Source organism: Streptomyces sp. CNB091 (assembly GCF_000377965.1).
On record NZ_KB898993.1, the window covers coordinates 247,419 to 261,701 of the forward strand.

Annotated in this window: 12 protein-coding genes; 8 read left to right on the plus strand and 4 right to left on the minus strand. The window is 72.7% G+C overall.

The features are described 5' to 3' along the window. Positions 1–19 precede the first annotated feature (19 nt). Together D581_RS0109225 and D581_RS0109235 are read right to left on the minus strand one after the other, a co-directional pair. Entirely contained in the window at positions 20–301 is a 282-nt protein-coding gene (locus tag D581_RS0109225; protein WP_018956956.1) for a hypothetical protein, read from the minus strand. Between the two features lie 623 nt (positions 302–924). Further along, on the minus strand, positions 925–2,604 hold the full coding sequence (locus D581_RS0109235; RefSeq protein ID WP_018956958.1) for an N-6 DNA methylase: 1,680 nt from the start codon (positions 2,602–2,604) through the stop codon (positions 925–927). 378 nt (positions 2,605–2,982) lie between these two features. Between D581_RS0109235 and D581_RS0109240 the strand changes: the two genes are divergently transcribed. From D581_RS0109240 to D581_RS0109265, 6 genes are all read left to right on the plus strand, one after another. Then, complete coding sequence (locus D581_RS0109240) at positions 2,983–5,415, plus strand: nitrate- and nitrite sensing domain-containing protein (RefSeq protein ID WP_026290356.1); 2,433 nt, start codon at positions 2,983–2,985, stop codon at positions 5,413–5,415. Further along, entirely contained in the window at positions 5,412–5,816 is a 405-nt protein-coding gene (locus D581_RS0109245) for a roadblock/LC7 domain-containing protein (RefSeq protein WP_018956959.1), read from the plus strand. The genes D581_RS0109240 and D581_RS0109245 overlap by 4 nt, the downstream gene beginning before the upstream one ends. Before the next feature lie 137 nt (positions 5,817–5,953). Then, entirely contained in the window at positions 5,954–7,159 is a 1,206-nt protein-coding gene (locus tag D581_RS0109250; RefSeq protein ID WP_018956960.1) for an ABC transporter substrate-binding protein, read from the plus strand. Between the two features lies 1 nt (position 7,160). Then, the gene (locus tag D581_RS0109255; protein WP_018956961.1) at positions 7,161–9,305 is read left to right on the plus strand and encodes a branched-chain amino acid ABC transporter permease; all 2,145 of its coding nucleotides are present in this window, start codon (positions 7,161–7,163) and stop codon (positions 9,303–9,305) included. After that, on the plus strand, positions 9,302–10,111 hold the full coding sequence (locus tag D581_RS0109260) for an ATP-binding cassette domain-containing protein (RefSeq protein ID WP_018956962.1): 810 nt from the start codon (positions 9,302–9,304) through the stop codon (positions 10,109–10,111). The genes D581_RS0109255 and D581_RS0109260 overlap by 4 nt, the downstream gene beginning before the upstream one ends. Before the next feature lie 10 nt (positions 10,112–10,121). Continuing rightward, the gene (locus D581_RS0109265) at positions 10,122–10,850 is read left to right on the plus strand and encodes an ABC transporter ATP-binding protein (RefSeq protein ID WP_018956963.1); all 729 of its coding nucleotides are present in this window, start codon (positions 10,122–10,124) and stop codon (positions 10,848–10,850) included. A gap of 85 nt (positions 10,851–10,935) precedes the next feature. Here the strand turns inward: D581_RS0109265 and D581_RS0109270 are convergent, their stop codons facing one another. After that, entirely contained in the window at positions 10,936–12,153 is a 1,218-nt protein-coding gene (locus D581_RS0109270) for an FAD-dependent monooxygenase (protein ID WP_018956964.1), read from the minus strand. Positions 12,154–12,226: 73 nt separating this feature from the next. Next, positions 12,227–12,577 (minus strand): isomerase, encoded by a 351-nt coding sequence (locus tag D581_RS0109275; RefSeq protein WP_018956965.1) that lies wholly within the window; start codon positions 12,575–12,577, stop codon positions 12,227–12,229. Positions 12,578–12,836: 259 nt separating this feature from the next. Between D581_RS0109275 and D581_RS0109280 the strand changes: the two genes are divergently transcribed. Next, positions 12,837–13,466 (plus strand): alpha-ketoglutarate-dependent dioxygenase AlkB, encoded by a 630-nt coding sequence (locus D581_RS0109280; protein ID WP_026290357.1) that lies wholly within the window; start codon positions 12,837–12,839, stop codon positions 13,464–13,466. A 274-nt stretch (positions 13,467–13,740) separates the two neighbouring features. Then, the gene (locus tag D581_RS0109285; protein WP_018956967.1) at positions 13,741–14,277 is read left to right on the plus strand and encodes a hypothetical protein; all 537 of its coding nucleotides are present in this window, start codon (positions 13,741–13,743) and stop codon (positions 14,275–14,277) included. The last annotated feature ends 6 nt before the right edge of the window (positions 14,278–14,283 follow it).

Sequence of the window (14,283 nt, forward strand, 5' to 3'; positions counted from 1 at the left end):
CGGTGCCGGTGGCCGGCCCTCAGGCCGTTATGACGCGTACGCCCAACTGCTCCAGGTGGCGGGGCGGCCGATGGCCCCGCCAGCCCAGGACCGCCTCCTCCCGGGCACGGGTGATCATGACGTAGTAGGTCATGCGGAGGGCTGCGGCCGTGGGGGCGCCGGCCGCGTCGGACTCGGCGTCGGAGATGAAGACAGCGTCGGAGTCCAGGCCCTTGACGCTCTCCCGGTGGACCAGGACGACACCGGAGCGGACGAGGTCGAGGTCCCGGTAGCGACCGGCGGCCGCCGCCGAGCTGTACAACTGCGGCTCCTGGGCGAGCCCGGCCCGCTCCAGACGTCTCGTGAGGTCGGGCCCCGGTGCGCGCGGAGGCGACGATCACGCCGATCCGGTGCCCGGCCGCCGGTCCGCGGACAGTCGCATCCTGCTGACCACGTACACGAACTCGCTCGCGGCCGGACTGCGCGACATGCTCGGTCTGCTCCTCGACCAGGACGAGAAGGCGCTCGCGCGCGTGGACGTGACGACGGTCGATGCCTTCACGCACGGCATCCGCCGGGCGGCGTCGGCGACCGCGCCCAGGCCTATCGGGGACCGGGATCAGCGACAGCTGTGGGAGAAGACGGTCAGGCAGCTCGGTCTCCCGTTCACCGCGCGGTTCCTGGATCGGTGTCTGCGCGCTCTTCAACCTCTCCCTGGACACGGCGGAGGAGACCCGGGAAACGGACCCGCTCCACCACGAGACCGATCTGCTCCGGGAACGCTGTCTGCTCTCCGTCGCCCGCACGCGCGCTCGCGAGGCCCTGTCCGTCACGTGGAGCTCGGAGCCGAGCCCCTTACTACCCCCGTCCTCCCCCGTCCCCCTGTCCCGCCTGACCGGCCCCGGAACGGGCCCGGCCGAACACGGGGCTGCCTCGCGCGACGACTCAGTCCTCGGGCACCAGTCCGCCGCCGGCCAGACCGTCCCGTGCGAGATCGGCGAGCTGTCTGCTCAGCTCGCCGATCTCACGCGCGTCCTGCTCGAACGCGGACAGGGAGCGGAAGGCGGAGCCGTAGCGGCGCTGCTCTTCGATGCCCATTCTGGGGAGACGCGCGCCCCGCGTGTCGAGGCGATGGGTCCCGCCGGCGCTCGTGGACCGACGGGTGTTCGCGGAGCTGCGCAGAAACCCCCGCAGGTAGTCCGTGTCGAGCTGGTCACTCGCCGAGACGGGCTCCGAGTCCTCGTAGCCGACCAGCCCGGCCCGGGCGAGATCGGCGATGCTCGTGGTCGCGCCGTCCAGCGATCCCGGCTCACCGCCCCCGGCCAACTCGGGCAGAAGCGCGAGCAGTCGGGTGACTCGTTTCTCCACTTCCTTGCGCAGGGTCGCGTACTCCTCGGGGAAGTCGCGGTGACGGGGCCGCAGATGCATGCCGGGGGTGAGGTCGACGGTGTCGTCGAGAAGTTCGATCAACGGCACTTCCGCGACCTGATCCGGGCCGGGGCCCAGGCCGCCGTCCGGGCCGTTGCCCGTCAGGTCGACCATGCGCACGGACTGACGGGCGTCCCCGTCTCCCTTGCCGAGGGGACGTCTGAGGCACCAGATGTGCACAGGCAGGGAGTGCGCGGTCGCCACTCCCGGTGGCAGGGCGACCACTTGACGCAGAATGCCGCGGCGTACGAGCTCCGCCCGCATGCGACGCCCCGCCTTGCGGTAGGCCACCGAGGCCGGCATGACCATCAGGACGTGGCCGCCCGGCGCGGTATGCGCGTAAGCGTGTTGCAGCCACGCCAGCTCGCCCTCGGCCTTGGACGGCGTGCCCAGCTCCCAGCGGGCGTCGAGCAGCATCTCCTCCCGCCCCCACTCGGTGACGCCGGCCGGCGGGTCGCAGACCACGAGGTCGGCCCTGAGGTCGGGCCACGCGTCGGCGCGCAGGGAATCCCCTTCCACGACGGTGACCCGGCCGGACTCCAGGAGATCGGCACGGAGCTGTGCGAAACGAGCGCTGTCGGCGTCCGATTCCTGACCGCAGCAGCGCGCGTCCGTCCCCGGGGCGACCGCCATGAACAGCAGCCCGATGCCGCAGGCGGGGTCGAAGACCGTCGCGTCCGCGGGGAGTTCGGGGGCGAAGTGGCGCACGGCCCGCACGATGCGTTCAGGGGTCACCTGGTCCGACCCCGCCCGCCGCGCCGAGTCCACGAACCGCTCGGTCAGGCCGTTGACCAGGTCGACCGGCGCCTCACTCCTGGCCAGGCGCCGCACGCGGTCCATCACCTCGTTCGGCAGGCCGGGTGAGGGATTCCCGGCCAGGGCCGCGGCCACCTCCGCCAAGCCCGCGACCAGCTGTTCTCCATAGACGGCCCGCAGCGCCTGCCACAGCTCGACCTCGGGCGAGATCTCCTGGCCCTTGCGCTGCCTGTCCAGCCAGGCCTGAACCTCGACGAGCGAGAAGAGCGGGCTGTTGGCGGCACCTCCCCCCGGCGCGGGGAAGTCGTCATAGCGCCGTCGCCAATTGGAGACTGCCGCCCGGGTGACACCGACCAACCGAGCGATCTCGGCTCCGGTGACCAGGGCGCCGACCGATGCAGCGGCGTTCTCTGTGATCTCCCCAGCGTACACGGGCGCCATTATCACGCAGGAATGAATGTCGTTGACACTGCGCACAGGCATATGTCGGCATTCAGCGATGCACAGACCACCTTGGCCGCGTTCGCGCAGGCACAGTCAAGAACCTTTGTTTTGTGCTTACTTGAGGGCGAAGTCCGAACATCTGCGTGCGCCCGGTGCGCAGAATTTTCGCTGATTCACCCATCCGGCGGCGTGTACTACGGCATAGGATCATGCCGCGCGCCCCGGGGCCTCTCCTGCCCCACCGGCACGCCTCCCCCCCACCGTCATCGTTCCCCTCAGCAGCACGCCCTCACCGACACCCCACCATTCGTCAACAGGTACAGGTATCCGCGTGTCACCGATACTCCAGCCCGGTTCCGGCGACGGAGCCGCGCAGTGAAAATCAATCGTCGCCTCGTACTCCTCGTCACCGCACCGCTCACCGTGGCCGTCGCCTTCTCGGTCCTGGCGCTCGCCCCCGCGACCAACCAGGCGCTCCAGGCCGACCGGCTGGCCTCGATGGTCGAAGTCGCGGACGCAGCAAGCGAGTTGACCAACCGATTACAGCGTGAGCGGGCGGCGGCCACCGCCCTGATCTCCGAACAGGGAGACGCGGAGGCATTCCGGTTACGTACGAACGCGACCGACGAGAGCATCGCCGGATTCCGCAGCCGGACCAAGGGGCTCTCCGCGGTACCCGGCAGCGCGCGGGGCGCCCTGGACCGTATCGAGCGCTTCGTCGAGGAGATGCCCGGCCTCCGCGCACAGGTGCGCTCGGGAAGCAGCACCGTCTCCGCCCTCGCCTTCGGCTATCGGATCGTGATCGCCGACCTCAACAGCTACCGCGACGGCATCGCGCAGGCGGACGGCGTGGACGCCGACATCGCGGACCGGATCCGCGCCGCCGCCGCCCTGTCCGAGGCCGCGGAGCACACGGCCCAGCAGCAGGTCACCGTCGCGAGGGCGCAGGCCGCGGGCGGCTTCACCATCGCCTCGCAGCGGACCTTCGACGCCGGCCGGATGGGTTACACCGAGTCGACCGGCGCCATGTTCGACCTCGGGCCGGGCGAGTGGCGGACCTGGCTGGAGCGCACCCTCTCCGGGGCGAAGGCCCTGGAGGCCCGACGCCTTGAGGACGAGATCGGGCGGACGGGCGCCGGCAAGGACATCACGGTCACCCCGAAGGAATGGCAGAAGGCGGCCAACGACCGCCAGGCGCTGCTGCGTTCGGTGGAGAAGCGGGTCGACGCGGCCGTCCTCGCCCAGGTCCTGGACGTACGCACCACTCTCATCTGGACGGCCGGCGCGGAGGTCGCGCTGGTGGTGCTGACCCTGGTCGGTGTGGTCGTCGTCGCGGTCCGCCTGGGCCGCGTCATGATCCGGAGGCTGCGCGACCTGCGCAACGCCGCGCACGAGGTCGCCCACTCCGGGCTGCCCGCGGTGATGAGCGAGCTGTCCCAGCCCGGCGCACTGCGCGGCGCGACGCCCGAGGAGGTGGCCCGGCGGACCGGTGACCCCGTCAGCACCACGGGCGAGGACGAGATCGGCGAGGTCGGTGAGGCGTTCAACGCCGTCCACCACGAGGCCGTCCGCCTTGCCGCCCAACAGGCGCATGTTCATGAGCAGTTGGCGGAGACGCTGGTCGGTGTCGCACGCCGGGGAGCACGGTTGACCGCCGTCATGGTGTCCGAGCTGGACACCGTGCAGCGCGACGAGGCCGACCCCGTACGGATGAAGGCCCTCTTCGCTCTCGACCACCTCGCCGTCCGCATGGAGCGCAACACCAACAACCTTCTGGTACTGGGTGGTTACGGAAACGCCCGGGTGCGCTCCGCCGATGTGGGCTGCTCCACCGTCATCGTGGCCGCCGCCCAGCAGATCGAGCGGTTCGACCGCGTCTCCCTCGGCGTGATCGAGTCGGGGATCGGGATCACCGCCCGCGCCGTGCACGACGTGGCGCACATCCTGGCGGAGCTCCTCGACAACGCGACCCGCTACTCGCCCCCGGACAAGCAGGTCGGGGTCGCCGTCTGGCGGCTGTGGGACCGGGCCATCGTGCAGATCGTCGACGAGGGCGTGGGCATCCCGGCGGAACGCCGCGCGGTCCACAACACCGCGCTGCTCGAACCTCAGGCGGGCATCGGCGACGTACGGTCCATGGGGCTGCATGTGGTGGCACGGCTCGCCGCGCGCCACGGCATCGTCGTGGAACTGCGCGACTCCTCGGGCCCCGGCACCATCGCCGAGGTCACGCTGCCCGCGAAGGTGTTGGCACTGGACCTGAAGGAAGACCGGGCTCCGACGCCGGGCCCGCTCGGCAGCGATGTCGGCTACGAGGCGCCCCGGCCGATCACACCGCCGGGGCCGGGGGGCCACCGGCAGCCGGCCACCGCGCATGCGCGCCCCGGCCACGACAGCACTCCGGTCGGGGCGGGCGTCGGCGCCGCCGGGGCCGGCGCCCCGGCAGGCGGCGAGCGGAAGACCCCGTCCGGCCACGACGGGCCCCCCGGCTCCATCCGTGAGCGGGACCACGGCACCACGCCCGCGCCGCACCCCGTGCACGACGAGCCGGTGTCGCGCGTCGCCGGCGTCAGCTCCTCGGGGCTGCCCCTGCGGCAACCCAGAGCGCCTCAGCAGTGGCCCGCCGCGGGGAAGCGGACGGGTGCCGAACAGCGCCCCGGGGCCGGCGCGCCGCGGCCGGCGCCCCGCCGCCGGGACTCCCGACAGGTCTCCGACGTGCTGGCGGCGTACGCCCAGGGCATCAACCGGAGCACGAACCACCGGGGGCGTTCCGCCCCGGACGACACCACCGAACGGACCGAGAAATGACCACCTCCTCCGACCTGAGCTGGATCCTGAGCGATTTCGCCGGGCGCCTCCCGGAAGTCACCCAGGCGGTAGCCGTGTCCGTGGACGGACTCGCGCTGGCGTACACCGGTGTGGAACGCGACGACGCCGAGCGGCTGGCCGCCATCGCGTCCGGTGTCGTCAACCTGCTTTCCGCGGCTGCCCAGTTGACCAACACCGACCCCGTGGAGCACAGCCTGACCGCGATGGAGGGCGGCTACATGTTCTCGATGGCCGTCTCCAGCGGTGCCTCGCTCCTCGTCACCACGACCAGGGACGCGGACATCGGCGAGGTCAGCTACATGATGTCCGAACTGATCAACCAGGTCGGCGACTCGCTCTCTCCCCAGCTCCGCGATCCGAGCCTCCCGCCCCTCCGCTGACCGCCGGTACGGGCGTCTCCACCCCCGTACCGCGTACTGCGCGCCGGTCCGGACTCCCACCGGTGGCGGCCATCCGCCGCACCCGTCCTGACCGGCACGCACGAAACCCCTGCCCCCGAGACTGTGATGTGAGCCCCATGTTCCCCTTCGCCCTTTCCCGCCCCCTCCGCCGCAGATTCCGGCCGGCCGGCGCTGCCGCCCTCGCCCTCGGCCTGGCGGCCGTCACCGGTTGCAGCGCCGACAGCGGCGCCGACGACGACACCGTGAAGATCGGCCTGGTGGCCTCCCTGTCGGGCACCTACGAGCCGGTCGGCACGGAGCTGCGGGACGGCTTCAAGCTGTATCTGGAGACCCATGGCAACAAGCTGGGCGGCCGAAAGGTCGAGCTGATCGTGGCGGACGAGGGCGACGGCCCGCCGACCGCCGTGCCGGCGGCCACCAAGCTCGTCAAGAAGGACAGGGTCGACGTGCTGACGGGCCTCGTCGGCGGCGGTTCGGTCAACGCGGTGCTGCCGCTGATCCAGCAGGCCAAGATCCCCTTCCTGGGATCGAACGCCCGGCCTCCGGTCAAGGACATCGAGTACGTCTGGACGACCAGCTTCCTGTCCGACGAGCCGGGCCGGGCCATCGCCCCGTACATCAAGGACAAGGTCGACGGGCCGGTCTACGCGATCGGCCCCGACTACCAGGGCGGTCACGACGAACTGCGCGGTTTCACCGATGAGTTCAAGCGGATCAAGGGGAAGCTCGCCAACCCGGACGGCAAGACCACCTGGACGCCGTTCCCGAAGACGACCAACTTCATGCCGTACTTCGCGGAGATCGCCAAGACGGACGCCGAGGCGGTGTACTGCTTCTACGCCGGCAAGGCCGCGATCGACTTCGCCAAGCAGTACGCCCAGTCGGACATCGCCGATCTGCCGCTGTACACGGCCTTCGTGACCGAGGGCAGCGTGCTCCAGGCGCAGGGCGCGGCGGCGAAGGACATCTACTCGGTCCTGAACTACGCGGCCGACCTCGACAACGAGGCGAACCGCACGTTCGCCGCCGACTGGACGGCGGAGCACGACACGCAGCCCACCACCTACGCGATGGCGTCGTACGACGCGGCCGCCGTACTGGACAAGGCGATCGCCGACGCGGCGAAGGACGGCGACGTCACGTCGAGGACCATCAACAAGGCCATCGCGGGTCTGGGCCAGATCGACAGCCCGCGCGGCGCCTGGGAGTTCGGCGACAAGGCCCACTCGCCGGTGCAGACGTGGTACCTGCGCCAGGTGCGGCCGGACGGGGCCCAGTTGGCCAACGTCATGGTCCAGGACCTGGCGACGCTCGGCAGCTGACGTGGATCTCCTCGATGCCCACCTCATACCGGCGGTGGACGGGGTGGCCTTCGGGCTGCTGCTGTTCGTGGTCGCCGCCGGCCTGAGTCTCGCCTTCGGCACGGCGGGTGTGCTGAATCTGTCGCACGGCACGCTGTACGCGATCGGCGCCTACACGGGGGCCGAGCTGAGCGACGGGACCTGGGGCGGTCTCGCCCTCGGCCTGGCCGCCGGAACCGCGGCGGCGTGCGTCGCCGGGGCGGGGCTGTCCGCCGCGACGGCTCCGCTCGCCCGGCGTGGGCATCTCGCGCAGGCGCTGCTGACGTTCGGGCTCGCCCTGATCGGCGGTGATCTGCTCATCCAGCTCTTCGGTGCGGACGAACTTCCCGTACGCGTGCCCGAGGCGCTCGACTCCTCGGTGACGCTGCTGGGGCACCGCTACCCCGCCTACCGGCTCTGCTTCATCGTGATGGCGGTGCTGCTCGCGGCGTTCGGAACCTGGGTGCTGACCCGGACCCGGATGGGTGCGGCGGTACGGGCCGCCGCCGACGATCCGCAGATGCTCGCGGCCACCGGACGCAACCCCCGGGCGGTGCACACCGGCGTCCTCGCGGCGGCCGGCGCGCTGGCCGGGGCGGCGGGCGTGCTCGGGGCGCCGATCATCGGCCCCGGCCCCGGTACGTCCGAGAACGTGCTGATGCTCTCCCTCGTGGTGGTCGTGCTCGGCGGGCTGCGCTCGCTGTGGGCGACCTTCTTCGCGGCGATCGCGGTGGGCGAGGTGCAGACGCTGGGCGTCTCGCTGGCACCCGATCTGGCGCCGTATCTGCTCTTCGCCGCGATGGCGGCGGTGCTGGTGCTGCGCTCCCGCTTCGCGGAACCGACCGCGGGGCACGGCCCCGAGGACCCCGGACCGGACCCGGTCGCCCGGCTCCGGAACCACCTCGCCGGGCGTCTGCGACGACGACCGCGCGGGACACCGAGGACACCCGGTACGCCAGGTACGCCAGGTACGCCAAGTCCGCCAGGGGCAGCAGGGGCGTCGGGAGCAGGCCGGACCGCGGAGGTGGCCGGGGCGGTCCGGGCCGGCGCGGCGCCCCGCGAGCACGCGAGCCGGGTGCCGGTCCGGATCGGCCGGCTGCCGGGCGGGGCCGCATGGCGCCAGGCGGCTCCGCTGCTCGTCCTGCTCGTGGTGCTGATCTCCCTGCCGGCCCTGCTCGACGCGTACAGCATCTCGCTGGCGGGTTCCGCCCTGGCCCTGGGGCTGCTCGCGGTCAGTGTCACCATCCTGACCGGCTACGCGGGACTGCCCACCCTCGGGCAGACCGCGCCGTTCGCCGTGGGGGCGTACGCCACCGCGAACCTCGCGGAAGCGGGGTGGACGGTGGGGCCCGTGCAGCTCGTCCTCTCGGCGCTCGCCGCCGCCGTCTTCGCCGCGGCGGTGGGGCCGGCGGTGATCCGGGCCCGCGGCACGACCGTCCTGATGATCACGCTCGCCATCGGCGAGCTGACCGGCGCGGTCGTCAACCAGCTCAAGTCCGTGACCGGCGGCGCCGACGGGCTCGTCGGCTTCCCGGCCACCCGGGCGCTGTGGGGCGGGGAGGAGATGCTGGAGGAGAGCCAGCTGTACAACTACGCGCTCGTCGTCGCCGTCGTCGCCGTCTCCGTCACCCTGCTCGTCCTGCGCTCCCCGGCGGGGAAGCTGCTGACCGGCACCCGGGGTGCCGAGGCGCGGATGCGCGCCTCCGGGCACCCCGTGGGGCGCTACCTGTTGGTGGCCCACATCTGCGCGGGCGCGCTGGCCGGGGTGGGCGGTTCCCTGATGGTGACAGTCCAGCAGTATCTCGCCCCCGCCGACGTCGGGTTCGAGATCGCGGCGTTCGCTCTGCTGGCGGTGGTCATCGGCGGTACGACGTCCGTGATCGGCGCCCTGCTGGGCGCCGGGCTCATCGTCGCCACCCGGGACTGGGTCGCCGGTTCCTGGCCCGGCCACGGGCCGCTGCTGCTCGGCGTGCTCTTCGTCGCCACCGTGTACCTGTTGCCGCGCGGCCTCGCGGGGCTGCGCGGTGGGTCCGGCGGCGGGAGCGGGCCGCCGTCCGAGGCTCCCGTGACCGGGGGCCGGCCCCCGTCGCCGCCCGCCCCCCACCCCGCCGGGAAGGTCTCCCCATGACACCAGCACCGACCGCGGCAGCGCCGGAACCCTCCGTACTGGACCTCACCCGGCTCACCCGCCGGTACGGCACCCTCACCGCCGTCGACGACGTCAGCCTGCGGCTCCCGGCGGGCGCCCGGCACGCCGTCATCGGTCCCAACGGCGCCGGCAAGACCACTCTGCTCAATCTCATCGCGGGCACGGACCGGCCCGACCACGGCACGATCGCCCTGGACGGCGCCGACATCACCCGGACGCCGACCGCCAGGCGCAGCCGTCTCGGCATCGCCCGAAGCTTCCAACAGCCTTCGGTGATCGGTGAGTTGTCGGTGCTGGACAACATCGTCCTGGCCGGTTGGCCGCACCACCCGAAGCGCCGTGGGGCCTGGCGCAGCCCGTCCCGCTACCGGCTGCACACCGAGTCCGCTGCCCGAGGTCTGGAGACCGTCGGTCTCGCGGACCTCGCCCACCGGCCGGCGTCCACGCTCTCGCACGGGCAGCGCCGCATGCTCGACCTCGCCGCCGCGCTGGCCGGTGCCCCCCGGCTGCTGCTCCTGGACGAGCCGGCGGCCGGACTGACCGACGACGACATCGGCCGGCTGCTCGCCATCCTGGACGGTCTGCCTCCGGACGTCGCGGTCATCCTGGTCGAGCACCACGTCGAGGTGGTCGCCCAGGTCGCGTCCACCGTCACGGTGCTGGCCGCCGGGAAGCTGCTCGTCACCGGCCCGACCCAGGAGGTTCTGGCGCATCCCGAGGTCCGCGACGCGTACCACGGCACCGGCTCGACGGCGGGCCCGGCCGCCGCACCGGCGAGAGGATGACCGACGCCCGATGCTCGAACTCACCGGCCTGACCGCGGGCTACCACGGCGGCACCGTCCTGCACGGGCTCGACCTGTCGGTCCCCGCCGGCACCGTCCACGCCGTCGTCGGCCACAACGGCGCTGGCAAGACCACCCTCGTCCACACCGTCGCCGGACTGATGCGCCCCAGCGCCGGAACCGTACGCCTCGACGGCCGCGAGGTGACCGGGCAGCCCGCGCACCGGATCGCCCGTGCCGGGATCGGGCTCGTACCGCAGGGCCGCCGGGTGTTCGCCGGGCTCACCGTCGACGAGCACCTGCGGCTGTCGTACCGTCCCCCGCGCCGGGGTGACACGGAGCGGCCCAGCGTGTGGACCCCCGCGCGCGTTACGGAGCTGTTGCCCCGGCTGGGCGAGCGCCGGGGCAACCGGGGTGCGGAGCTGTCCGGCGGCGAGCAGCAGATGCTGGCGCTGGCCCGCGCCCTGCTCGGTTCGCCGCGGCTGCTGCTCCTCGACGAGCCGACCGAGGGGCTCGCCCCGGTGCTCGTCCGGCAGGTCCACGACTTGGTGGCCACGCTGGCGGCCGAGGGCATCGCCGTCCTGCTGGTCTCCCCCAGCCCCTCCCAGGCCGTCGCGTCCGCCGGGGCGCTCACGGTCCTCACCTCGGGGCGGACGACGCTGCGCATGGACGGCGCGGACGCCCGCGCCGACGGCACCGCGCTGCACGCGGCGCTGGAGCTGGCGCCGACGGCGGTCTGATACGCGAGCGGGAAAGAGGCGCGGCGCGGCACAGGGCCGCGCCAGCCGCGCCCCCTTCCCGCCCCCTTTCCCGCGCCCGGGAGGCCTACCCGGCCTTCAGGCGGTGGCCGCCGAAGCCGCTGCGCCGGTCGGAGCCTTGGTTCTGGTCCTGCCACCACGTGTCGAACGCGGTCCGGTCCATGGCGGACCAGTCGGGTGTCCGCTCGACCTGCGCGGCGCCCATCCGGCGGGCGAGCGCGACCATGGCCGACCCGATGGGCCCGCGCCCGGCGTCGTAGCTCTCCAGGATCTCCTTCCAGCTGCGCCCGGCCGTCCAGGCGGCCTCCAGGGCGGTGGCGTCCTGGAGCGCCTTCACGCTGCCGCCGCCGATGTGCGGCCGGGCGACGCTGGCGGCGTCACCGACGAGCACCATCCGTCCCGAGGTGTAGTGCCGCGTCTCCAGGTCGTAGATGGGCTGGATGAAGGTGGTCTCGGCGGGGGTGCGGAGCACCCTGGCCGCCCAGTACGGCGGGAAGTTGTCCGCGACCAGGGCTCTCAGGTGCGCGGTGAGCTCGGAGTCGAGCCGCCCCGGCGGGAGGGAGGTGGGGGCCCGCAGGCCGGGGTGGAGGCCGTCGGCCTCGGGGGGCGCGGTGTAGAGCACCCAGTTGAGCCGGTGTCCGCCGACGCCGTCCGGGATGCGGTAGATCACGCAGTGCCCGCCGGGGAAGACGATGTTGTGCGCGTCGTGGCCGTCCGACGGGAGGCCGGCGACGTCGGGAGACGTGCCGCGCCATCCGATGTATCCGGCGTACGTGGCGTCCGCGCCGGGGAACATGGCCCCGCGGACGACGGAGCGGTATCCGTCCGCCCCGATCACCACGTCGAAGTGCTCCCGGTGGCCGTCCGCGAGGCGCAGCGTCACCCCGTCGGCGTCCGGCTCGACCCCGGTGACCACCGCGCCGGGCCGGTAGGAGACCCCCTCGGGCACCCGGCGGCGCAGTTCGCTCCACAGGGAGCCCCAGTTGTAGGCACGGAAGGGGAACGGCTGCTCGCCGACGACCCGGCCGTGCTCGGCGTCGCCGTCCCGCACGCTCCACACCCGCCGGCTCAGCGGTGCCCAGGGCATCTCCGGGGCGACGTATCCGGCCTCCCTCAACTCCTCGTAGCGGTCGCTGTGGAGGGCGATTCCCACCCCTCGGTCACGGAGCCGGGCATCGGCGCGTTCCAGGACGGTGATCCGCTCAGCTCCGCCGCGCGAGGCGGCCAGGGCCGCGGCACACCCCGCTATGCTGCCGCCGACCACGGCGACGCTGCCTCCACGCACGTCTGGCACTCCACTCACTCGACGTTCCGGCCTTCCGGTCCTGCCCACCCGACCTACCCCACGCGGTGCCCGTTCAGCGCTTCCGGAAGGCCGCGTCCAGGTTGGGGACCTCGACGGAGGCGTGCAGGGTCACGCCGTCGGCCGGCTCGACCCGCGCGGCGATCAGATCCAGTACGGCGTTCGCGAGGCGGATCTTGGTCTCGTCGGTGCGGCCGTGGAGCAGGCGTATCTCGATGTGCAGGACGGCGTGGCCCTCGGTCCGGTCGCCGACGACGAAGTCGTCGACGCGGCGGAAGCGGGTCTTGCAGGCCTCCGGGCGGGCGTCGACGGTGGCGACGACGATCGGGTGCAGGGCGAGCGCGAAGGCCTGTCGGTCGAAGGCCGCAGCGAGCGTGCCGGAGTAGTCGACGGTGATCTGCGGCATGGGGGCAACTCCTCGGAGAACAGCGGGGGATGGGGGCGTCGGCTCGTACGGAGGGAACGGTAGCCGAACACGGCCCCGGTCCACGGTGCGGCTGCGGGCCGGCACTTCCGGGACCAGGCCCCAGGGTGATCCGCGCGGCCGCGGGGCAAGGGGGTGACCGGCGGCAAGTGCGCCGATCCGGTCGAGGAAGGCTGAGCAGGAGCCCCGCCCCCCTCGAACGTTATTCGCACACTTGCTCGAATCGCGTTACGCTCTCCCCATGGCCGTACACCTGCAAAGCTCGCTTTTCGACCAGGGGGCCGAGGTCGAAACCGGCCCCCTGAGCAGACTGCGGCGCACCGACCTGGGGCACGGAGCCTGGATCGACGTGCTGCCGCAGTGGCTCCGGGGCGCGGACACCCTGTTCGAGACACTGGTCCGCGAGGTCGACTGGCGCGCCGAGCAGCGCGTCATGTACGAGCGCGTGGTGGCGGTCCCCCGGCTGCTGGCCTTCTTCGGCCGCCGCGACCCCCTTCCGCACCCGGCCCTGGAAGCCGCCCGCACCGGGCTGGGCGAGCACTACGCGGCCGAGCTGGGCGAACCGTTCACCACGGCGGGGCTGTGCTTCTACCGGGACGGGCGGGACGGGGTGGCCTGGCACGGGGACACCATCGGCCGGGGGAGCACCGAGGACACGATGGTCGCGATCCTCTCGCTGGGAGCCCCCCGGCACCTCGCGCTGCGGCCTCGCCACCCGGGCCCCGCCCCCGTCCGCAGGACGCTCGGGCACGGCGACCTGATCGTCATGGGCGGCAGCTGCCAGCGCACGTGGGAGCACGCGATCCCCAAGACCGCGCGGGCCGTCGGACCGCGCATCAGTGTGCAGTTCCGGCCCGACGGGGTGCGCTGAGCCCGGCGAGCACGGCGGGGGGCACACGCCCCGACCGGGAAGGACCGCTGGACCGAGCAGGCCCTGCCGCCGGCCGGAACCGCACGGAACCGGCCGACCGGAATCACCCGTGGGCACCACCATGCCGCACCGCCCATGAACCGCCATCCGTGAACAGCACCCGCGGGCAGCAGAGTTGTTGACAACCCAACAGACATCGACTTAGGTATGCCTTACCTAAGTCGACTGGGTGTCCGTGGTTCTGGTTACCGATGCCGAGAAAGGTGCTCATCGCATGAGTGCTGTTCCCTCCACCCGTACCGTCGCCCGCACGGGCCTCGCCGCGTTCGCCGCCGCCGCGCTGGCCCTGACCTTCGCCTCCCCCGCCGCCGCCGCGACCGGTACCCGTACGGTCACCGACGGGGGCGCCACCTACAACCTGTCGCTCTCCGGACCGGACACCGCGGCCGCCGCGGGCGCCAACATCACCGTCACCGGCAGCGGTTACAACGCCGGTCAGGGCGTCTACGTGAGCCTGTGCGTGGTGAACGGCGCCCAGGGCGCCAACAAGCCCTCCCCGTGTCTCGGCGGCCAGGACCAGTCCGGCACCACCGGCGCCTCGCACTGGGTGTCCGGCCTGGGCGGCGGCCTGCCCAACACCTCACCGTTCGGCGCGGGCGGCACCTTCAGCGTCCGGATACACGTCAAGGCCGACCTCGGCGGCGGGAACGTCTGCGGCGACACCGTCGAGTGCGCCATCGTGACCCGCGCCGACCACACCGACACCAACGACCGCAAGTACGACGTCCACGCGCCGGTCAGCTTCGTGTAACGCCGA